The organism is Flavobacterium gelidilacus DSM 15343 (assembly GCF_000422685.1).
GTDB lineage: Bacteria > Bacteroidota > Bacteroidia > Flavobacteriales > Flavobacteriaceae > Flavobacterium > Flavobacterium gelidilacus.
Genome location: NZ_KE383903.1, coordinates 223,014 through 244,834, shown reverse-complemented (window position 1 = coordinate 244,834; position 21,821 = coordinate 223,014). Strand labels below are relative to the sequence as shown.

Annotated in this window: 18 protein-coding genes and 1 tRNA gene; 15 read left to right on the top strand and 4 right to left on the bottom strand. The window is 29.8% G+C overall.

From position 1 onward, the window contains the following. Positions 1-32: 32 nt before the first annotated feature. From G507_RS0110820 to G507_RS0110795, 6 genes are all read left to right on the top strand, one after another. Positions 33-284, top strand: a complete 252-nt coding sequence (locus G507_RS0110820) for a hypothetical protein (protein ID WP_026717487.1) — start codon at positions 33-35, stop codon at positions 282-284. Between the two features lie 48 nt (positions 285-332). Next, positions 333-1,298, top strand: a complete 966-nt coding sequence (locus G507_RS0110815) for a hypothetical protein (RefSeq protein WP_157496587.1) — start codon at positions 333-335, stop codon at positions 1,296-1,298. 6 nt (positions 1,299-1,304) lie between these two features. Further along, a complete protein-coding gene (locus G507_RS0110810) occupies positions 1,305-2,222 on the top strand; it encodes a hypothetical protein (RefSeq protein WP_157496585.1) in 918 nt (305 codons plus the stop codon). Continuing rightward, positions 2,219-4,411: a peptidase domain-containing ABC transporter gene (locus tag G507_RS0110805; protein WP_026717484.1), complete on the top strand. Its 2,193-nt coding sequence runs from the start codon at positions 2,219-2,221 to the stop codon at positions 4,409-4,411. The genes G507_RS0110810 and G507_RS0110805 overlap by 4 nt, the downstream gene beginning before the upstream one ends. Positions 4,412-4,414: 3 nt before the next feature. Further along, positions 4,415-5,746: an HlyD family secretion protein gene (locus tag G507_RS16880; RefSeq protein ID WP_051191639.1), complete on the top strand. Its 1,332-nt coding sequence runs from the start codon at positions 4,415-4,417 to the stop codon at positions 5,744-5,746. Positions 5,747-6,270: 524 nt separating this feature from the next. Next, positions 6,271-6,669 (top strand): hypothetical protein, encoded by a 399-nt coding sequence (locus tag G507_RS0110795; protein WP_026717483.1) that lies wholly within the window; start codon positions 6,271-6,273, stop codon positions 6,667-6,669. Positions 6,670-6,852: 183 nt separating this feature from the next. Here G507_RS0110795 and G507_RS0110790 read toward each other — a convergent pair whose 3' ends face one another. Genes G507_RS0110790 through G507_RS0110780 form a run of 3 tightly spaced genes read right to left on the bottom strand, consistent with a single transcriptional unit; the run spans position 6,853 to position 8,712 of the window. Further along, on the bottom strand, positions 6,853-7,560 hold the full coding sequence (locus G507_RS0110790; RefSeq protein WP_026717482.1) for a tRNA1(Val) (adenine(37)-N6)-methyltransferase: 708 nt from the start codon (positions 7,558-7,560) through the stop codon (positions 6,853-6,855). A 60-nt stretch (positions 7,561-7,620) separates the two neighbouring features. After that, positions 7,621-8,145, bottom strand: coding sequence for a ribosome maturation factor RimM (gene rimM, locus G507_RS0110785; RefSeq protein ID WP_026717481.1), 525 nt, complete (start codon positions 8,143-8,145; stop codon positions 7,621-7,623). A gap of 12 nt (positions 8,146-8,157) precedes the next feature. Then, entirely contained in the window at positions 8,158-8,712 is a 555-nt protein-coding gene (locus G507_RS0110780) for a 30S ribosomal protein S16 (RefSeq protein WP_026717480.1), read from the bottom strand. Positions 8,713-8,887: 175 nt separating this feature from the next. On the opposite strand from G507_RS0110780, the gene G507_RS16875 reads away from it, so the two are divergent. The 7 genes from G507_RS16875 (at position 8,888) to G507_RS0110745 (ending at position 20,192) form a co-directional block, all read left to right on the top strand. Beyond that, a complete protein-coding gene (locus tag G507_RS16875) occupies positions 8,888-9,340 on the top strand; it encodes a DUF6252 domain-containing protein (RefSeq protein ID WP_157496583.1) in 453 nt (150 codons plus the stop codon). Positions 9,341-9,494: 154 nt separating this feature from the next. Further along, a complete protein-coding gene (gene dnaE / locus G507_RS0110770; RefSeq protein ID WP_026717479.1) occupies positions 9,495-14,030 on the top strand; it encodes a DNA polymerase III subunit alpha in 4,536 nt (1,511 codons plus the stop codon). A 71-nt stretch (positions 14,031-14,101) separates the two neighbouring features. Next, entirely contained in the window at positions 14,102-14,677 is a 576-nt protein-coding gene (locus G507_RS0110765; protein WP_026717478.1) for a peroxiredoxin family protein, read from the top strand. A gap of 106 nt (positions 14,678-14,783) precedes the next feature. Further along, positions 14,784-15,101 (top strand): thioredoxin, encoded by a 318-nt coding sequence (trxA, locus tag G507_RS0110760; protein WP_026717477.1) that lies wholly within the window; start codon positions 14,784-14,786, stop codon positions 15,099-15,101. A 338-nt stretch (positions 15,102-15,439) separates the two neighbouring features. Next, a complete protein-coding gene (locus G507_RS0110755; protein WP_026717476.1) occupies positions 15,440-16,366 on the top strand; it encodes a DUF58 domain-containing protein in 927 nt (308 codons plus the stop codon). 86 nt (positions 16,367-16,452) lie between these two features. Then, positions 16,453-16,526, top strand: a tRNA-Asp gene (locus tag G507_RS0110750). A gap of 351 nt (positions 16,527-16,877) precedes the next feature. After that, positions 16,878-20,192 carry a DUF7619 domain-containing protein gene (locus G507_RS0110745; RefSeq protein ID WP_026717475.1) on the top strand — a complete coding sequence of 1,105 codons (3,315 nt, stop codon included), beginning with the start codon at positions 16,878-16,880 and terminating at the stop codon, positions 20,190-20,192. A gap of 60 nt (positions 20,193-20,252) precedes the next feature. Here the strand turns inward: G507_RS0110745 and G507_RS0110740 are convergent, their stop codons facing one another. After that, a complete protein-coding gene (locus tag G507_RS0110740) occupies positions 20,253-20,753 on the bottom strand; it encodes a DUF456 domain-containing protein (protein WP_026717474.1) in 501 nt (166 codons plus the stop codon). Positions 20,754-20,822: 69 nt separating this feature from the next. Here G507_RS0110740 and G507_RS16870 point away from each other — a divergent pair, with 69 nt between their 5' ends. Next, positions 20,823-21,266 (top strand): energy transducer TonB, encoded by a 444-nt coding sequence (locus G507_RS16870; RefSeq protein ID WP_051191635.1) that lies wholly within the window; start codon positions 20,823-20,825, stop codon positions 21,264-21,266. Further along, positions 21,266-21,754, top strand: a complete 489-nt coding sequence (locus G507_RS16865; RefSeq protein WP_051191633.1) for an energy transducer TonB — start codon at positions 21,266-21,268, stop codon at positions 21,752-21,754. The genes G507_RS16870 and G507_RS16865 overlap by 1 nt, the downstream gene beginning before the upstream one ends. Positions 21,755-21,821: the final 67 nt, after the last annotated feature.

Below are 21,821 nucleotides of genomic sequence, written 5' to 3'. Positions count from 1 at the left end.
GGGTATTTTTATTATCTTTAATTTTTTAAATTATGAAAAATTCAATTTTAGGTTTAGAAGGAGTAGAAGTTCTTTCAAAAAAACAGATGAAAAATGTAGGTGGTGGATTAGGTCACTTAACAAATGCAACTTGTACTGGTAACACTATGCAAGCTGGTGATACAACTGTTTGGGAATGTAAATACCAATATCAAAGAACTTTTATAGGTATGGATTGGGGTTCACCTCAAGATTTAGCTGAATCAAATGCTTACGGACCATGTCCAGCCAATAAGATTTGTTAAAAACATATATGTGGTTGTTAATTGCAACCACATATTTAAATTAAAAAGATGAGATTAAATATATTATACTTTTGCTTCTTTATGTTATTTTTTACAAATATTTTTTCGCAGAAAATAACAATTACAATACAAGATTCTATAGAAAAACAATCATTACCTTATTCTAGTGTTAGTTTTTTTGATGGAAATGGCTTATTTGCAGATGAAAATGGAAAGTTAATTATTGATAAAAAAATTATTGACAGCATAAAAGTTGGTCATGTTGGATATTTTAGTAAAATTATTAAATTATCAAATATTAAAGATCTTGTCTATCTTGAGAAAGATACTACTCTTCTAAAAGAAGTTGTTGTGGTATATAAAAGACAAGAGTCAAAAGGAATTAATGTAAAGCCATTAATTCATAATAATGTTTATAATATGTATTGGTCTGCTATGGGACAACAGTATGCTTTTTTTATACCTAATGAAATACCTAATTCTTTTTTAAAAACGTTAACATTTCCTATTATAAAAAAAGATTTTGATCAATTAACAGGTTCGGGGCCATTAAAAAAACAAAATTTTAAAACATTTATTAAAGTAGAATTTTTTTCTAAAAGTGGTGATTTTCCAGACAAAAGATTATATGATTTTGAGCAATATGCAATTATTAATTCTGAAAATATTACTGATAAATTTAAATTAAGTTTAGATGAAGAAATTAAAATTCCAACAGAGGGCTTATTCACATTGATGACAATTTATGGTAAAGTTGATGAATCTGATAATCTTATAATCGATACTCCGTATGACTTAAATATTATAGATGGCGAAGAAAAAAAATTTTTAAAATTAATTTTACCAGATTTTCCTATAGTTGAATCCCCAAAAGGTAATTTAACATATTTTAGACATGTTTTTACAATTGACCAAAAATGGTACAGAATAGCAAAACCAATGTTATATGATAAAGACAAAGAATATCCTTTTTTTAATATTGGTTTAGGTTATACTACAGTAATTTTAAAATAAAATCAATTGAAACCATTAATTATCTTTTATTGTTTATTGAGTTTTAACTCATATACACAAAATAAAATATTTTATATTAAAAATAAAGATTTAAAAACTTTAATACCTAATGTAAATGTAAATTTTTTAAATAATACAGAAACTAAATCAGACTCAATTGGAAGAGTAGTAATTAAAGACTCTTTGATAAAAGAATTAGAATTGAGTTATATTGGATTTGAGAATTTGAAATTAAAAATTCTAGAGATAAAGGACACTGTTTTTTTATCTAAAAGAAAGCATATTACACTAAAAACAAAAACAAAAACAAAAACAAAAAAAGTATCTCCACAATTTAATTTAAATAAACTATTCTCATTTAGTAATATTGGAACAGGTAGTCCTTTACACCAAAATGAAGCGAAAGCTATTTTTATTCCTTATGATAAAAAAAATGATGGATATGTAATATCAAAAATTAAATTATTCCCAACAGCATATAATGTGATATCTCTTGATAATATTGAAAAAAAGATTACTTACAGTGATGTTAAATATTCACCTTTCTGGTTAAATTTATATTCAGTTGACACATTAAGTGGTATGCCTGATAAAAAAACATTTACAGAAAACATTAAAATTCAATTAAAAAAAAATGAAAAGTATGCAACTTTTACTATTGATAATTATGAAAAAATTGATATTCATCGCAATGGAATATTCATTGTTATAGGTTCATATAATGATGAGTTTTATAAAAAACTAAATTATAAGTCTGCACCTGCTTTTAAATCTACTAAAAACAGTAAAAAGAGTAAATTTAAACAATTTAATCTTAGAAAACCTTTTCTGAATGATGATGAATATTTTTGGGAGATTGATAATTGGTCTTGGACTCATAATAGTACATATTATTTTGAATTAGAACTAAAAAAAAATAATTGAAAAAATTCCCAAATTACACCCAATCAGAATCTAAAGACTGCGGCCCAACCTGTTTAAAAATTGTAGCTAAACATTTTGGTAGAGTCTTAAATATTCAAACCTTGCGAGAGTTAGCAGAAACTACTCGTGAAGGAAGTAATTTATTGACATTAAGTGATGCCGCAGAAAGTATAGGTTTTAGAACTTTAGGGGTTAAGTTATGTGCAAATGATTTACAAGAAACACCTTTGCCTTGTATTTTGCATTGGAATAATAATCATTATGTAGTTTTATATAAAATTAAAAAAGGAACCTATTATATTTCTGATCCAGCAATTGGATTATTAGAATACACTCAAAAAGAATTTATCAAATTTTGGATAGGAAATAATGCGGATGAAACTACAAAAGAAGGAATTGTACTTTTATTAGAACCAACTCCAAATTTCTACGAAAAAGAAGACGAAGATAAAGACAAGAAAGTTTTCGGTTTCGGAATGCTTTCCAAATACGTTTTAAGATACAAATCATTCATTGTTCAATTAATCATCGGTCTTTTTGCCGGAAGTTTATTGCAATTAATATTTCCGTTTTTAACGCAAAGTGTTGTTGATGTTGGTATTCAAAATCAAAATATTCACTTTGTATATTTGGTTTTAATTGCTCAATTATTTTTATTTTTTGGAAAAACAGCATTAGAATTAATAAGAAGTTGGATAATTTTACATCTTTCTACACGAATAAATATCTCATTAATTTCCGATTTTTTCATCAAATTAATGAATTTACCTATTTCATATTTTGATGTTCGAATGACTGGTGATATCATGCAAAGAATCAATGATCATCATAGAATTGAACGAATTTTAACTACTTCATCATTAAGTGTTTTATTCTCTTTTATCAACATGATAATTATGGGAGCAGTTTTAGCTTATTATAATATATCAATATTTGTAGTGTTCTTTATTGGAAGTTTTTTATACTTTCTTTGGGTAACATTATTCCTAAAAAGAAGAGAAAAATTAGATTACAAACGATTTTCAGAAGTCAGTCAAGAACAAAGTAAGGTTATTGAACTGATTAACGGAATGCAAGAAATAAAATTACACAACGCAGAAAAACAAAAACGTTGGGGTTGGGAATATATTCAAGCAAGATTATTTAAAGTTTCTATGAAAAGCTTGGTTTTAGAACAAACACAAAGCATTGGAAGTAATTTTATCAATGAATTAAAAAATATCATTATCATATTCCTATCAGCCAAATTAGTAATTGACGGACAAATTACTTTAGGTATGATGATGGCAATTACAAGTATCGTTGGAAATCTAAATGGACCAATTGTACAATTAATAGGATTTATTAGAGAATTACAAGATGCCAAAATATCATTAGCACGTTTATCTGAAATTCATGAAAAAGAAGATGAAACTCAAAACGATGCTGACAAAACAAAAGAAATTCCTAAAGATGCTGATATAACTATTAAAGATTTATCTTTTCGCTATGTTGGTTCAGATATTCATGTATTAGATGATTTAAATTTAACTATTCCAGCCAATAAAATAACAGCAATAGTTGGAACAAGTGGAAGTGGAAAAACAACTTTAATGAAACTTTTATTGAAATTTTACGAACCAATAAAAGGTGAAATTAATATTAACAAAACGTCATTAAACAATATTACTCAAAAAGCATGGAGAAATCATATTGGTTCAGTTATGCAAGAAGGTTTTATTTTCAATGATACTATTGCAAATAACATTGGCATTGGCGAAGATATAATTGATAAAGAACGATTACAATATGCTGCTGATGTAGCAAATATCAAAGAATTTATTGAAGATTATCCATTGCGATACAATACAAAAATCGGTTCAGAAGGAGTTGGAATGAGCACAGGACAAAAGCAACGTTTATTAATTGCAAGAGCTGTTTATAAAAACCCAGAAATGTTGTTTTTTGATGAAGCTACAAGTGCTTTAGATGCCAATAATGAAAAAGAAATTATGGAAAAATTAGACATCTTTTTCAAAAACAAAACGGTTGTAGTAATTGCACATCGATTAAGTACAGTAATGAATGCAGACCAAATTGTAGTTTTAGAAAAAGGAAAAATTATTGAGCTAGGAACTCACGAAGAATTAGTTGCCTTAAAAGGAAGTTATTTCAAATTAGTTAAGAATCAATTGCAGTTAGGAAGTTAAAATATGCCAAAATATCAAGACATAGAATTAAGAAGCGAAGAAGTTCAAGAAATATTGACTCGTGTACCACATTGGATGATTCGATGGGGAAATATTATCATAGTACTTTTACTTTTACTTATGATGATGTTTGCTTATTTCATGAAATATCCAGATATTTTAACAACTCAAGTTGTCATTACTACACAAAATCCACCTGAAAAATTAGTAGCAAGAACAACAGGAAAGATTGCTAAAATTTTAGTGGAAGATAGAGTAGAAGTTGAGCCAAAAACTCCTTTAGCAATAATTGAAAACACAGCAAACTATAAAGATGTATTTCAATTAATAGCTTGTGTTGACACAATTTCAATTAATAAAACTCAATTTAATTTTCCGTTTGAAAAGTTGAATGTTTTACAATTAGGTGAAATACAAAACGCATTTACCATTTTTGAAAAAGATTATGTTGCTTATGATTTGAATAGAGATTTAAAACCCTATTCTATTGAAAAAAACGCACAAGGTTTAGAAACAAATCAATTAAAAGAAAGACTTAATCTTCAACAGCAGCAGTATCAAATCAGTCAAAACGAATTACAATTAAAAAAACAAGAATTAGAACGATATAGAACTTTACATGATAAAGGAATAATTGCTTCACAAGAATGGGAAAGTAAAAACTTAGATTATCTTCAATCAGAAAAGAACGTTAAGAATATAAGTTCACAGTTGTCTCAAATGCATTCCTCTATAAATGATTTAAATAGAAATTCTGGAAACACACGAGTTAACGAAACAAAAGATAATATAAATTTACTTCGCAATGTTTTGCAATCCTTTAATCAATTAAAAAAAGCAATAAATGATTGGGAGTTGGCTTATGTGTTACGTTCTTCTATAAAAGGAAAAGTTTCATTTATGCAAATTTGGGTTGAAAACCAAACGATAAATTCTGGAGAACAGGTATTTACAATTGTTCCAACTGACAATAAAAATTACATTGGAAAAGTAAAAGCTCCAGCTCAAAACTCTGGAAAAATAAAAGTAAATCAAGATGTAAATATCAGATTAGCTAATTTTCCTGATAGAGAATTCGGAATTATTAAAGGAAAAGTAAAATCCATTTCACTAACACCAGATAAAGAAGGAAATTTATTAATTGATATCTCATTACCGAACGGAATTGAAACATCGTATGATAAAAAAATAATTTTTCAGCAAGAAATGTCAGGAACAGCAGATATTGTCACTGAAGATTTGCGTTTGATTGAAAGATTATTATATCAATTTAGAGATATTTTTAGTAGACAAAGTGAAACTACATCTTCAAATAAAAATCCTTCGTCAAATTAATAGAAGCATCAATATATTAATGAAGATTGATTTTAATAACTGATTCGATTTTCTTTTTAAAATGTGTTTTTACAAGTTTTTTATCGTAACGATCAGTTATTAGGCCTTTTAAAATTCACATAAAAAAAATTTAACAAATTTAAGATTGAATGTTATAAAACAACATTTATAGTCTTTTATTAAAAAAAGGACCTTTAAAAAAAACATAACTTTATGAGTTGTTTCTTAGTGAAATAAATAGTATTGAAATTATTATTTTTTAATAAGTAATTGATAATAAGTATTTTGTGTTTATTTATTTTTATTTTTTAAATCTAAAGTAACCTTAAAAAGAAGAAGTTTTTATTCAGTTTATAATCAGATAATAAGAGGGTGTGAAAATCTTTTTTTGTAGTGATTTTTTGATCATTAAGCCATTAATTTCTAATTTCAAAAAAATAAAATGTGCTTTTAATCGATTATATTTGCATTTAAACGATATTATTAATACGTTTGATAAAGATTAACCCTTAAATCTATTTATCATGAAAAAACTTTACACCAAATTATTAGTATTAGCATTTTTATTGTCAATATTTTTAGGAACAAATTCTTGCTCTAGTTTAGAAAAAGGAATTTTTGAATCTATTCAGCCAAATGGATATAGTGATTTGTTGACCACAAAGATAATAAATGATTATAGAGAATCTAAAGGATTAAATAAGTTAGAAGAATCAAATCTTGCTTTTTTGCAAAGTTCTGATTATGATCAATATATGAAATTAATTAGCGCTACTGGATATGATAACTTTGAAAAAAGCCAAGGCAAACCAAAAGCTGAGCTTACATCACTAAACGTTGTAAAAAGTGAATCTTTTAATTATGATAATTGCTCATATTTAATTGATGCTTGTATAAATAATTCTGATATAAATAATAAATAAAATTTAATAAGATTTTTATCTGTCCTTTTACTTAACCTCAAGACGAGAGAGTTTCTATTTTAGAATCTCTCTTTTCTGTTTTTATAAATGAGATTTATTTAAAAAAAGGATAAAATGTAATTTGTGGATTCAATTTCATAAGCGATATATGTTTTTATTGCTAAAGTTTTCACTAATAAAAGGCTACATCTTCAAATAAAAATCCTTAGTCAAATTAATATAATCATTCGTATATTCATGACGATTGATTTCAACAACCAATTCATCAGCCACTAAAACGGATAATTCATAACGTTTAAAAGCTAATAAACTTCTAACTATTGGTGTTTTGTGAGAACCTCTAACGTGAGTTGCTTTTACAGGATAAAGTTCAACTTCAGCACATAAATTCAGAAAGCGTTCTTCTTCTTTAAAAGGAATAACAACTGCAAAAATTCCGTTTTCAGACAACAATAAATCAGCAGCTTCAACCAAATCTTCAAAAGGCATCGCGTCTTGAAAACGCGCTAAATCTCTTTGAGTATTATCCGTTTTAAAATCTTCAGCATAAAAAGGAGGATTGGAGATAATAATATCATATTCATCTTCTGGATCTTCTACTATTTCATCTAATTCAGCATGAAAACAAAATAATCTATCGCTCCAAGGAGAATTTTCATAATTTGATACACATTGTTCATATGCGTCTTCATCTATTTCTACTGAGTCAATTTGTTCAGCGTTAGTTCGTTGAGCTAGCATCAAAGATAAAATACCAGTTCCAGCACCAATGTCTAAAACAGAATTAGGATTATTATCAATCGGACACCAAGCACCAAGCAAAACACTATCTGTTCCCACTTTCATGGCACATTTGTCTTGTTCTACGTTAAATTGTTTGAATTGAAACAAAATGATTGTTGATTTAATAAAAATTTACTGAACGCTAATAACTGGGCACTGAGCACTTTTTTAAAGATACATCTCAACAAGTCCTTCAGGAATATCCATTTTAAAAATCTTATTCTTTCTATCAACTTCAAGAATAAAGTCATCAATTAGAGGAACTAAAATTTCTACTTCACCATTCATTATTTCTAATAAAGGTTGGTGATTACTATCGTTTACTCTTTTGATGTTTCCAATTTTCCCTAAACGAACGTCTTCAACTAGAAAATCAGTAATTTCGTGATAATAAAATTTATCACCTTCTAATTTAGGTAAAAATGACATAGGTAAATATACTTCACAATTCATAATTGCATCAGCATCTTCTTCAGATTCTACATCTTCAAAACGAACGCGTAAGAAGTTGTTTTTATGAATGCCAGATTTTAAAATAAAAAATGGAACCAAGTTTTTGTGTAATTCCACAAAAACTGATTCCAAATTTTCATACAAATAAGGTTCGTCTGTATCTAAATAGATTAAAACTTCACCTTTAAAACTGAATTTTTTAGCGATTTTGCCAAGATAGAAACATTGTTCTTTTTGCATTATCGCAGTAAATTAAGCTTGTGTTTCTTCGTTGTTTTCTTCTGCAGCTGGAGTTTCCTCAGTTGTAGCTTCAACTTCTTCAGTTGCTACTTCAACTACTTCTTCTGCTGGTTGAGCAGCTTCAGCAGCAGCTTTAGCACGTTTCTCATTAGCTTCTTGTTCTAATTTAAAAGCTTTCGCTTTTGCATCTTCTTTCGCTTTTGATAATCCGTCTTTTTTAGCACTTACAGTTCCGTCTTTCTCGTCTAACCAAGCAGTAAATTTTGCATCTGCTTGCTCTTGAGTTAAAGCACCTTTACGAACTCCTCCATCTAAATGGTGTTTCAATAAAGCTCCTTTGTAAGATAAAATTGCTTTAGCAGTGTCAGTTGGTTGTGCACCATTGTGTAACCATTGAACAGCTGCATCTACATTCAAATCAATGATTGCAGGGTTTGCAGTTGGATTGTAAGTTCCGATTTTCTCTAAGAATTTACCATCTCTTTTTGATCTAGCATCAGCTGCTACGATCCAGTAAAAAGGTTTCCCTTTTTTACCGTGTCTTTGTAATCTAATTTTTACAGACATAATCTTGTGATTAAATTTTGAGGTTCTCGACCTCTGTTAATTAAGGGTGCAAATATATAAAACTTTTAGAGAACTAAATTTATATTTTAAAAATTATTACTTTTTGTTCGTTTTTTTAATACAAAATTTTACATTTGTCGTTAATATGTTTCAATACCTACTAAAAAATAGCAAAATGAAGAAAATAATTTTAGTTTTAGCGATATTAATTTCATTTGTTTCATGTACAGATGATGTGTCTTTTAACGATCCTTCTTTTCAAGGGATTAAAAATGGAGAAAACTGGAGAGCAAATGATGCTAGAGTTATCTTAAATGCAGATGGTTCAATGACTGTTGAAGCATATTCTCAGTTTGAAATAGTAACTTTTGAAGTTTCTTCTGCTAATGTAGGAACAAGAACTTTTGGTCTAAATACGGCTAACGTAGCTACCTATGATGTAACAATTGATGGAGTTACAGATTCATATGAAACTGGTGTTGATGTTGGAAGTGGCGAGTTAAAAATAACTGAAAGTCCAGCTGTAACCGGAAAGTTATCTGGAACTTTTAAATTTAGAGCTGTTAATGCAGATGGAATTGAAGCAGGATATACTAATGGTGTTATTTATGGTGTTCCTGTAAAATAATTTACTTTTAAAATTACAAAAAAACCATGCATCCTTGTGTGGTTTTTTTTTATTGTTAATAACTAAAATTGATTTCTAAATTCTGAAATAGTATTTTTGAAAAGTAGATTTAATTCTAAAATCTATCAACTCAATTCAAAAAATCTTTTATCAGATGTATTTAATTTTCGATACCGAAACTACCGGATTACCAAGAAGTTGGTCGGCTCCAATTACGGATACTGACAATTGGCCAAGATGTGTTCAAATTGCTTGGCAGTTACATGACGAAATGGGAAATTTAATCGAACATGAAGATTATTTAGTAAAACCTGACGGATATAACATTCCTTATGATGCAGAACGTATTCATGGTATTTCAACAGAGTTAGCAGAACAACAAGGAATTCCATTAATTGAAGTATTAGAGAAATTCAATATTGCACTTTCTAAAACCAAATATATTGTGGGTCAAAATTTAGGTTTTGATGTAAATATTATGGGTTGTGAATTTCATAGAATGAATGTTGGTTCAGACATGGCAAAAATGCCAGTTTTAGATACTTGTACAGAAGTTACAGCTAGTTTGTTAAAATTACCAGGTGGTCGTGGTGGAAGGTTCAAATTGCCAACACTAACTGAGCTGCATCAATATTTATTTAACCAACCATTTGCAGAAGCGCATAATGCAACTGCCGATGTGGAAGCAACAACAAGATGTTTTTTAGAATTAATTAAACGTCAAGTTTTTACAAAAGAAGAATTAGATGTAAGTCCAGAATATTTTCACAGGTTCAAAGAAAAAAATGTTGGTGAAATTCAATTAATTGGATTAAAACACATCAATTTAAAAGAAGCGTCTAATGATATTAGAAAAAGACTTCAAAAAATTGAACAAGAAAATACGCAAACAACAATTTCTGAATCAGATAAGAGTGATTTAAAAGGAGCTAAGTTTGCACATTTACATAATCACTCACAGTTTTCGATTTTACAATCAACTATCGCAGTTAATGCCTTAGTTAGTGCTGCTGCAAAAAATAGTATGCCAGCTGTTGCCATGACAGATACTGGAAATATGATGGGAGCATTCCATTTTGTGAGTGCTGTGATGAACCATAATAAAGCCATAAAAGCTAAAGTTCAAGCTGCAATTGAAGCGGGTGAAGAGTCATCAGAATCAGAAATAAAACCAATTGTTGGTTGTGAATTTAACATTTGTGAAGATCATTTAGATAAAACAAAAAAAGACAATGGGTATCAAGTAGTTTTATTAGCAAAAAACAAAAAAGGGTATCATAATCTTGCTAAAATGTCATCAATTGCATATACTGATGGATTTTATTACGTGCCAAGAATAGATAAAAAAGTTGTAGAGCAATACAAAGAAGATATAATGGTTTTGTCCGGGAATTTATATGGTGAAATTCCAAGTAAAATTCTAAATATTGGTGAAAATCAAGCCGAAGAAGCCCTAATTTGGTGGAAAGAACAATTTCAAGATGATTTCTATTTAGAAATTATGCGACACAATCAAGAAGATGAAAATCGTGTCAACAAAACCTTAATTGAGTTTGCTGAAAAACATAAAGTCAAATTAATTGCAACCAACAATACCTATTATTTAAATAAAGAAGATGCCAATGCACATGATATTTTGTTGTGTGTAAAAGACGGTGAAAAACAAGCCACACCAATTGGACGTGGTCGTGGTTATAGATACGGATTGCCAAATCAAGAATACTATTTCAAGTCGGAAGAAGAAATGAAAAAGCTTTTTTCTGACTTACCTGAAGCAATAATAAACATTCAAGAAATTGTAGATAAAGTCGAAATTTATTCTCTTTATAGAGATGTATTACTTCCAAAATATGAAATTCCAAGTGAATTTGTAAATCCAGAAGATGCAACTGATGGTGGAGTTAGAGGTGAAAATACTTATTTAAAACATTTAACCTTTGAAGGAGCAAAAAAACGATACGGAGAAATTACTCCAGCAATTCAAGAACGATTAGATTTTGAATTATTAACCATTTCAAACTCAGGTTATCCAGGTTATTTCTTGATTGTACAGGATTTTATTGCAGAAGCCAGAAAAATGGATGTTTCAGTTGGACCAGGTCGTGGCTCTGCTGCAGGTTCAGTGGTTGCTTATTGTTTATGGATTACGAACATTGATCCAATTAAATACGACTTACTTTTTGAGCGTTTCTTAAATCCAGATCGTGTATCGATGCCCGATATTGATATTGATTTTGATGATGAAGGTCGTGGTCGTGTAATGGACTATGTAATTAAAAAGTATGGTCAAAAACAAGTTGCGCAAATTATCACCTATGGTAAAATGGCAACTAAATCAGCTATTCGTGATACAGCTCGTGTACTAGATTTACCATTGTTTGAAGCAGATAGAATCGCTAAATTAATTCCAGCTTTAATGCCTTCAAAATGGAATTTAGCACGATTTATTTCTGAAAAAGAAGAAGACATTCGAAAAGCAGTTCGTTCAGATGATTTTGATAAAATAAAAGAATTAATCAGTATTGCCAACGAAGATGATTTAGCAGGAGAAACTATTCAACAGGCAAAAATTTTGGAGGGTTCAATGAGGAACACAGGTATTCACGCTTGTGGAGTAATTATTACACCTTCTGATATTACCAATTATGTTCCGGTTGCTTTAGCAAAAGACTCAGAATTATATGTAACCCAATTTGATAACTCGGTTGCAGAAAGTGCTGGACTATTAAAAATGGACTTTTTAGGATTAAAGACACTAACTTTAATCAAGGACACCGTAAAATTGGTGAAATATCGTTTAGGAATTCAACTAAATCCAGATGAATTTCCAATCGATGATGAAAAAACATATGAGTTATTCCAAAGAGGAGAAACTGTTGGTATTTTTCAATACGAATCTCCTGGAATGCAAAAATACATGAAGGATTTAAAGCCTACCGTTTTTGGAGATTTAATTGCGATGAATGCACTTTATCGTCCTGGACCTTTGGAATATATTCCTTCTTTCGTAAGAAGAAAAAATGGGGAAGAAGAAATTAAATATGATTTAGATGCTTGTGAAGAATATTTAGGAGAAACGTACGGAATTACAGTTTATCAAGAACAAGTGATGCTTTTATCACAATCGTTAGCCGATTTCACTAAAGGTGAAGCAGATGTTTTGCGAAAAGCGATGGGTAAGAAACAAAAAGAAGTTCTTGATAAAATGAAACCAAAATTTGTAGAACAAGCTTCTGCAAAAGGTCATGATGCAACAATTCTAGAGAAAATTTGGAAAGACTGGGAAGCATTTGCTAGTTATGCCTTCAATAAATCGCACTCAACATGTTATGCTTGGATTGCTTACCAAACAGCTTATTTAAAAGCACATTATCCAGCAGAATACATGGCTGCAGTTCTTTCTAATAACATGAACGATATCAAGCAAGTTTCGTTTTTCATGGAAGAATGTAAACGAATGGGATTAGATGTACTTGGTCCAGATGTAAATGAGTCTTTTTACAAATTTACGGTAAACGAAAATTATGCAGTTCGTTTTGGAATGGGAGCAGTAAAAGGTGTTGGAGCAAATGCAGTGGACACAATTGTACAAAACAGAAAAGATGCACCATACAAATCTATTTTTGATGTCGCTAAAAAAATAGACTTACGTTCAGCTAATAAAAAAGCTTTCGAAAGTTTAGCATTGGCTGGTGGATTTGATTGTTTCGAAGATACACACAGAGCTCAATATTTTCTAGATGAAGGAGACGGAATCACATTTTTAGAAAAAGCTATTAAATATGGAGCCAAATTTCAAGAGAATGAAAATTCATCGCAAGTAAGTTTATTTGGAGAATCTAGTGAAGTACAAATTGCAGAACCAATTGTTCCTCCTTGCGAAGAGTGGAATACAATGGAAAAACTAGCCAAAGAAAAAGAAGTGGTCGGAATCTATATTTCAGGTCATCCGCTTGACGATTATAAATATGAAATGAAATATTTTTGCCCTACAAAATTGCAAGAACTTAGTGATTTAAATACGCAAGTTGGTAAAAACATTAGTGTTGGGGGAATTATTACTAAAGTGGAACATAGGGTAGCAAAAAATGGAAAAGGTTGGGGAATGTTCTCATTAGAAGGATATGACGAAAGTTTTGATTTTAGAATTTTTGGAGAAGAATATTTAAAATTCAGACATTTCTTAATTCAAAATAATTTTACTTTTATACGTTTTAATGTCAAAGAAGGTTGGACGAATCAAGAAGGAAAAAAAGGAGATCCAAGATTACAGTTTCTAGAAGTTAAGATGTTACAAGATGTTTTAACTACTTATGCTAAAAAATTAATATTACAATTCAGTATCGTTGAACTGCAAGAAAAAATGATTCAGTCTTTATTTGAGTTGTTTTCCAGATCACAAGGAGATAATCAAGTCACAATTGAAGTCATGGAACTAGAAAAAATTAAAAAAGAAGTAGTTTCAGAAATTCAAGCTTTTGAACCTTCTGAGGATGAAAATGAAGAAGAGTTGTTACTTAGTGAAGCATCAGACGAAGAAGAAATAGCAACCGTTGTAGAAACCACTATTGAAGAAGAAATTATAGTCGTTACAAAGTTAAGTATGCCAAGTAGAAAGCTGAAAATTCAAATTTCAAATGAATTATTAGCTGAATTGGAGAAAATGCAAATCAATTTTAAACTTAACTAGTGTTAGCTACCAAACAAGCAAATAAAAACTTCGGTACTATCTTTGCAGTAATAAATTAAAAAAAAACAATCATGAAAAAATTAATTGCAATAGCATTATTTAGCTTAGCCTTAAATACACAAGCACAAATAGCAGAAAATGCTGAAGATGTAAGCCCACTTTTAATTGGAGAAAAAATTCCAAATATAGAATTAGCAAATATTGATGGCAAGAAAATTGAATCAGATAAAATTTTAAACAAAAAAACAGTTTTGGTTGTTTATCGTGGTGGTTGGTGTCCATATTGCAATAGACAATTAGCAGATATGCAAGATATCGAATCACAAATTTTAGATTTAGGGTATCAAATTGTAGCTATTAGTCCAGATTCTCCAAAATTTCTTAAAGAAACAGAATCTAAAGACGAATTAAATTACGCTTTATATTCAGACAGTGAAGGAAAACTTTCTCAAGCCATCGGAATAGCCTTTAAAAAAGAAAAAGGAAAATTAGACAAGTACTCAGAAGGCAAAAATCCAGGTTTTTTACCAGTTCCAACGGTTTATGTTTTAAACGATAAGCAAGAAATTGAATTCATGTACATTAATCCAAATTACGGAACACGTCTAAAAGGAGAGCTTTTATTAGCAGTTTTAAAGAATTTATAAATAAAACTATAAGTAAAATTTATACTAATTATATAAAGTTAGTATAATTATTTCTAACTTTGTAATACAATTTGAAACAACTTAATAACCACATAAAATAATAAAAATGGCATTAGCAATAACAGATGCTACTTTTGACGAAGTAGTTTTAAAATCAGATAAACCAGTAGTAGTAGATTTTTGGGCAGCTTGGTGTGGACCATGTAGAATGGTTGGACCAGTTATCGACGAAGTTTCTTCAGAATATGAAGGAAAAGCAGTAGTTGGTAAAGTTGACGTAGATGCAAACCAAGAATTTGCTGCAAAATACGGAGTTCGTAACATTCCAACGGTATTAATTTTCCAAAACGGAGAAGTAGTTGGTCGTCAAGTTGGAGTAGCTCCAAAGAAAACGTACACTGATGCAATTGATGCATTACTATAGTCATTACTAGGGACGAAGTAATCTCGTCTTAATAAAATCAAAGGTTCAGCGAAAGTTGAGCCTTTTTTTTTATTCTGAACTTGTTTCAGAATCTCATGAATTTGTTTTAATCCATCAGAAGCAAATCGTCCTCTTGTATTTACTTATGTAATTCCTGCTGTCCATTCTATCTTTTATTGCGAGGAACGAAGTAATCTTTAAAACAATAATTCGTTTCGCAATAAAAGGATGCCATTCCCATCAGGGCTAATAGAGCTATCATTTGTCTTTTTATAAACTGTCCGAAAATCCACAATCCGAAAATCCGATATCAAAAAAACTTTATTTATCTTTGAGACATGAAGATAGAATCACAAATCCAAAAAATATCAAGTTTTGAACATTTAGAACTATTAGCCAATCAAATTGTAGAAGGCTTTATTTCTGGAATGCACAAATCACCTTTTCATGGGTTTTCTGCCGAATTTGCCGAACATAAAATTTATAACCCAGGAGAAAGTACAAGACATATCGATTGGAAGCTTTTTGCAAAAACAGACAGACTTTATACAAAGCGCTACGAAGAAGAAACGAATTTACGCTGTCATTTAATTTTGGACAACTCTTCTTCCATGCATTACCCAAAGTTGGCGGAAAACGACTTATTTTACAAAAACAAGATAGGTTTTTCAGCTCTAGCTTCTGCTGTCTTAATGAATTTGCTAAAAAAACAACGAGACGCAGTCGGAATTAGTGTTTATTCCGATAATTACGAATACTATGCGTCCGAAAAAGGTAGTGATCGCCATCATAGAATGATTTTAAGCAAGCTGGAGGAAATTTTAGTAAGTAAGCCAGAGCAAAAGCAAACTGATACGGTTACATTCTTACATCAGATCGCAGAGAATATTCATCGTAGGTCTATGATTATATTGTTTTCGGATATGTTTCAAAAAGAAGACGAAGAAAAAATATTCAAAGCTTTACAGCATTTGAAGCACAACAAGCATAAAGTGGTTTTATTTCATGTATATGATAAGAAAACTGAGGTAGATTTTGACTATGATAATAAGCCAAGAAAGTTTATTGACGTTGAAACTGGAGAAGAAATCAACCTTTTTGCAGAAAATATCAAAGAAGAATACGAAAAAAAGGTAGTTGAATACAATAAGATAATTGCAAATACATGTATGCAATACCAAATTCAGTACATTCCTGTTTCAATTGATGAAGGATTTGAAAAAATTTTAACCACATATCTTGTTGAAAAACAAAAGTTTGGATAAAAACATGAAAAATAATTGAAATATTTTTACTAAAACGTTTGTATTATTGAAAAAGCGTCCTATATTTGCAACCGCAATTAAGCGCTGGTCTGGTAGTTCAGTTGGTTAGAATACCTGCCTGTCACGCAGGGGGTCGCGGGTTCGAGTCCCGTCCAGACCGCTAAATTGGGAAGAGCGATTCAGAAATGAGTCGCTTTTTTGCCCAAAATAAGCATCAAAGATTAGTTGTGTTGTTTGGTCAGCCTTTGTAACGTTGACCTGGTTTAGTAGTTAAACCGATGAAAAGCTTTTCCATTAACTTGGAATGGCTTTTTTGTTTTAAAGTACTTTGTAAACAGTTTCATTCTCTTCTTTCTTTCTATTAGTTTGTTTTAAATATTTAAAAATAAGTATATTGCACTCTATTTATAAAACTATTTTAATCAAATTCTAAATCAAAACAAGCAAATTCTCATTTGAATCATTTTAATGCAAATTAATTTTATAGCTTTATCATTCAAAAAATAATCTTATGAAGAAAACTTTACTTTTATTATTCCTATTTATATCTACTGGAATTTTCGCTCAAGGTCCTTATCAGCCAACACAGTTCAATAATGTCTGTGATGATAATAATGATGGTTTTGCACAATTTTTCATGCAAGAGATTTCTAATGAAATTTCTGGAGGAGCAACCAATTTAGTTGTTATGCATTATGAAACACAAGCTGATGCAGCTAACAATACAAATCCAATAACTACAAGTACTTATATTAATAATGTTCAAAATCAACAAACATTATTTGCAAGTGTTTTAAATACATCAACCAACCAAGTTCAAATATTGGCTTATCAATTAACGGTAAGTCCACCACCAATAGCAACGCCCTTAACTCTAACTGAATGTGATAATAACGGAACAGGGAATGTTGCTTTCGATTTAAATAATGCCTCACAAATAATTTGGAACTCAAACCAATCTAGTCCAAATAGTCAACAGATTTCATATTATTTAACACAAGCTGATGCTAATAATGGATCAAACCAAATACCAAACACTCTGTTTACTGCCTATACAAATCCACAAACGCTTTATTATTCAGTTCAGAATTTACAAACTGGTTGTTCTTCAATTTCAACATTAACATTGGTATCTCAATCTTGTAATAATCCAAACTGTCCTACACCTACAAATTTAATAGCAACAAGTATAACCAATAATTCTGCTGTTTTAGGCTGGTCAGAATCGGGTACAGCAACAGAATGGGAAATTCAAGCTAGTATAAATGGAGTTAGTTTTCTACCACCAACTACAATTACAAATAATCCATATGTTTTAACTGGACTTCAATGTGGTAGCACAATCACCTATGAAATAAGATCTATTTGCTCTGCTACAGAACAAAGTTCTTGGATTGCATTTACTTTTCAAACCACACAATGTTTGCAAGTAGGTCAACCTTCGGATCTTACTTCTTGTTTAATAAGTGGTTCTGCTTGTTTTGATTTGACACAAAATACACTGCCGGTTTTAGGAAACCTAAACCCAACAGCTCATTCTGTTTCATATCACTTGACTTCTTCTGGTGCAGCATCAAATACTAATGCAATAACAAATCCAACTAATTATTGTGTAAATTCTAATCAAGCTATTTATGTTAGAGTAGAAGAAAATGCTAATCCATCAAATTATCAATTAAGAATTTTTAACATAAGTCCACAAACTGTAGTAATAAACACTAATACATCAATTGCAACATTAAACGAATGTGATGATGATTCTAATGGGCAAGTAATTTTTGATCTAACAGAAGCTGCTCTATATATGAATAGTCCTACTTCTGTTACTTATTATACATCTCAAAGTAATGCCGTAAATAATGTAAATGCAATTACAAACCCAACGGTTTATAGTTTAGGATTACAGCCTGTAAGTACTTTTGTTTTTGCAAGAGCTTTCTATACAAATTCTACTTGTGAGACAATTTTTCAAATAAATCTTAAAGCTTTTGCTCTTTGTAATAATGCGTATACGTGTTCGGCAGCTAATTCACTTTGTAATGCTCTAGGACAACCTTTTGTAAATACTTTTCAAGGAATAACTGCGGAGCCAGGAAACAATTATGGTTGTTTAGGTTCTCAACCAAATCCAACATGGTTTTATTTGCCTGTGAGTTCATCTGGAAATTTACAATTCTTAATTCAACAGAGTTCGGATATAAATTTTTCAACTTCAAATTTAGATGTTGATTATATTTGTTATGGCCCTTTTACTTCATTAAGCAATGCTTGTAATGTGCCTATGAATAATATTGTAGGTTGTAGTTATTCTGCAAGCGCAACAGAAACATTAACTATTCCAAATGCTATTGCTGGACAATATTATTTGATTATGGTGACTAATTTTAGTGCACAACCGGGTTTTATTAAAATAAATCAAACGGCAGGAAATAGTGCTGCTTTAGATTGTTCGGGTTTAAACTTGAATGCATTTTTAGATTTAAATGGAAATGGAACTCAAGACACCGGTGAAATTAATTTTCCTTTAGGGACATTTACTTATCAATTAAATAATAATGGAAATAACATAAATGTTACTTCGCCATTTGGAGAGTATAATATATATGATGAAAATGCTACAAATAGCTATGACTTATCTTATGCTATTTTGCCTGAATATGCTTCTTATTATAATGTAACAACACCAAGTTACCAGGATTTGACAATAATTGCTGGGTCAGGATTACAAACTTATAATTTCCCTGTAACAGTTACTCAACCTTACACAGATGTTGCCACTTATATTGTTCCTTTACAACAACCAAGACCAGGTTTTACTTATAAAAATAAGGTGGTTTATGCTAATTTAGGTAGTCAAACAGTGGCAAGTGGAACAGTAACTTATATTAAAGACGCTAATGTTGTCATTACTAATAATACACAGACAGGAACCATTCCAACAGCTTCTGGATTTACTTATAATTACAGTAATCTATTACCTTTTGAAGTTAGAAGTATGGATGTAACTATGCAGGTTCCAACGATTCCAACGGTTCAATTAGGTCAGTTATTAACTAATTCTGCAAGCATTACACCTTTAACAGGAGATGTTGTTCCATTGAATAATTCAAATTCAAATTCACAAATTATTATTGGTTCGTATGATCCAAATGATAAAATGGAATCAAGAGGAAATAATATATTACACAGTTCATTTACGTCAAATGATTATTTAACTTATACCATTCGATTTGAAAACACTGGAACAGCAAGTGCAGTAAATGTAAGGGTTGAAGACATGCTTGATACTAAATTAGATGAGAGTTCTATTAGAATGATTGATGCAAGTCATACATATACATTGGAAAGAACTGGTGCAGGTTTAAAATGGTATTTTGACAATATACAATTACCAGTTTCTGTTGCCAATTCAACAGTTGGAAAAGGTTATATTACTTTTAAAGTAAAACCAAAACCAGGTTATGCAATTGGAGATATTATTCCAAATACGGCTAATATTTATTTTGATTTTAATCCAGCGATTGTTACAAATACATTTACAACTGAGTTTGTAGCTGCTTTAGCGGTAAATACTTTTACTGAAGGTAATGTTACGATGTATCCAAATCCAGCTAAAAACCAAGTAACGGTTTCGTTAGACAATACAAACGAAGTAATTGCTAATGTAAGCGTAGTTGATATGTTAGGAAAACAAGTAATCCGTTTAAATAAAGTAAATGAAATTACTAAATCGATAGATTTATCATCTTTAAATACTGGAATATATTTTCTAGAAATAGAAACACAAAATAAATTAGTTGTAAAACGTAAGCTAATAGTCAATTAAAATTTAGATTAGTTAAATTTTGAAAAACCATCTGAAATGAAAATTTTAGGTGGTTTTTTATTAAAACCAAACTTCTAAATTAGAGAAGAAAACTACAAGGTAAATTCCAAGCAAAACCAAGCAAAACATAATTTTCATAAAAGTTGAAGCCAATAAGCCTAAAAACGAACCAAATGCAGCTTTAAAAGCTCCTTTAGTGTCTTTTGAGTTATAGATAAGTTCTCCAATAAAAGCTCCTAAAAACGGACCAATAACAAATCCAAAAGGAGGAAAGAATATCAATCCAATTAGTAATCCGATATTTGTTCCCCAAACACCGTATTTTGTGCCTCCAAAGTGTTTAGTTCCTTTTGCGGGTAAAACATAATCTAAAACAGCAATAATTATTGTTAGAATAAGAGTTAATCCTAAAATCCAATAATTAATTTTTATAGCCGGGATTAAATAAATAAGTAACAATCCAACCCAACTAATTGGTGGTCCGGGCAAAGCAGGCAAAATACTTCCAACTATTCCAAAAAGAATTAATACTAGACCTAAAATAAGTAAAACATATTCCATAGTTGAATTGATTTATTTTATTACAAAAAAAGTATATATTTGTTTTATTACCTAATTTAAAGATAATTTATGAAAAACATACAATTGGTATTGAAATTAAATTTGATATTATTTTTATTGAGTTCAACATTTAGTTTTGCTCAAAATCAAGATATTGATGTTCCCTTTGTGGTTTTAGAAGATATTCCACAATTTGATAATTGTGAAATAACCTCAGGAAAAGAAGCTAAAGATTGTTTTTTTCAAATGATGAATAATCATATTATATCGAATTTTAGATATCCAAAACAAGCCGTAAAAAAGAATATACAAGGTAGAGTAACAGTTTTGTTTGTTATTGATAAAAATGGAGATATAACAAATATAAAAACGCATGCTCCAGAAGGATGTCAGTTGTTAGAAATTGAGGCTGTTAGAATAATAAAATTACTTCCAAAATTTAAACCTGCAATTCAAAGAGGTGAAGCAGTTGGTGTAAGCTACGCACAACCAATAAATTTCAAACTAAATTAATGAAAAATTTACTTTTAAAAACCAGTTTTCTGCTGTTATTTTTGACTAATCTCTCTTTTGCACAAGAAAATGTTCCAGTTGCTGACCCAGAATCAGAATCAGAATTACCCTTTCAAGTCATAGAAAAAATTCCTGAATTTGAAGCCTGTGAAGGTTTAAAACCAAATGAATCAAAATCCTGCTTTAATAAACAAATACAAAGACACATACGAACTCACTTGGTTTACCCTAAAGAAGCACAAGATCAAAATATACAAGGGAGAATTTATGTCTCGTTTGTAATTGATGTAGACGGTACTACCACAGATATAACTACTAGAGGTCCAAAAATAATAGGAGTTAATTTTTTGGAAAACGAAGCAATTCGAATAATGAAATTATTACCTAAATTAAAACCAGGCATTCATCAAGGAAAACCAGTAAAAGTGAAGTATACTCTACCTATTAACTTTAAACTTGAAGCAGAAAAAAATCCTGCTAAAAAATAATTTAAAAAGCATTTATAAATTCTATAAATACTTTTTTTACAAAACTTTCAACTAAAAGATTAGTTTA

What these genes read in the sequence shown, in the direction of transcription:
- G507_RS16865 (WP_051191633.1), top strand. Translation starts at nt 21,266, where the DNA reads ATGAAAAATTTACTTTTAAAAACCAGTTTTCTGCTGTTATTTTTGACT.
- G507_RS0110740 (WP_026717474.1), bottom strand. Translation starts at nt 20,753, where the DNA reads ATGGAATATGTTTTACTTATTTTAGGTCTAGTATTAATTCTTTTTGGA.
- G507_RS0110765 (WP_026717478.1), top strand. Translation starts at nt 14,102, where the DNA reads ATGAAAAAATTAATTGCAATAGCATTATTTAGCTTAGCCTTAAATACA.
- rimM (WP_026717481.1), bottom strand. Translation starts at nt 8,145, where the DNA reads ATGCAAAAAGAACAATGTTTCTATCTTGGCAAAATCGCTAAAAAATTC.
- G507_RS16870 (WP_051191635.1), top strand. Translation starts at nt 20,823, where the DNA reads ATGAAAAACATACAATTGGTATTGAAATTAAATTTGATATTATTTTTA.
- G507_RS16880 (WP_051191639.1), top strand. Translation starts at nt 4,415, where the DNA reads ATGCCAAAATATCAAGACATAGAATTAAGAAGCGAAGAAGTTCAAGAA.
- G507_RS0110815 (WP_157496587.1), top strand. Translation starts at nt 333, where the DNA reads ATGAGATTAAATATATTATACTTTTGCTTCTTTATGTTATTTTTTACA.
- trxA (WP_026717477.1), top strand. Translation starts at nt 14,784, where the DNA reads ATGGCATTAGCAATAACAGATGCTACTTTTGACGAAGTAGTTTTAAAA.
- G507_RS16875 (WP_157496583.1), top strand. Translation starts at nt 8,888, where the DNA reads ATGAAGAAAATAATTTTAGTTTTAGCGATATTAATTTCATTTGTTTCA.
- G507_RS0110755 (WP_026717476.1), top strand. Translation starts at nt 15,440, where the DNA reads ATGAAGATAGAATCACAAATCCAAAAAATATCAAGTTTTGAACATTTA.
- G507_RS0110820 (WP_026717487.1), top strand. Translation starts at nt 33, where the DNA reads ATGAAAAATTCAATTTTAGGTTTAGAAGGAGTAGAAGTTCTTTCAAAA.
- G507_RS0110745 (WP_026717475.1), top strand. Translation starts at nt 16,878, where the DNA reads ATGAAGAAAACTTTACTTTTATTATTCCTATTTATATCTACTGGAATT.
- G507_RS0110795 (WP_026717483.1), top strand. Translation starts at nt 6,271, where the DNA reads ATGAAAAAACTTTACACCAAATTATTAGTATTAGCATTTTTATTGTCA.
- dnaE (WP_026717479.1), top strand. Translation starts at nt 9,495, where the DNA reads ATGTATTTAATTTTCGATACCGAAACTACCGGATTACCAAGAAGTTGG.
- G507_RS0110780 (WP_026717480.1), bottom strand. Translation starts at nt 8,712, where the DNA reads ATGTCTGTAAAAATTAGATTACAAAGACACGGTAAAAAAGGGAAACCT.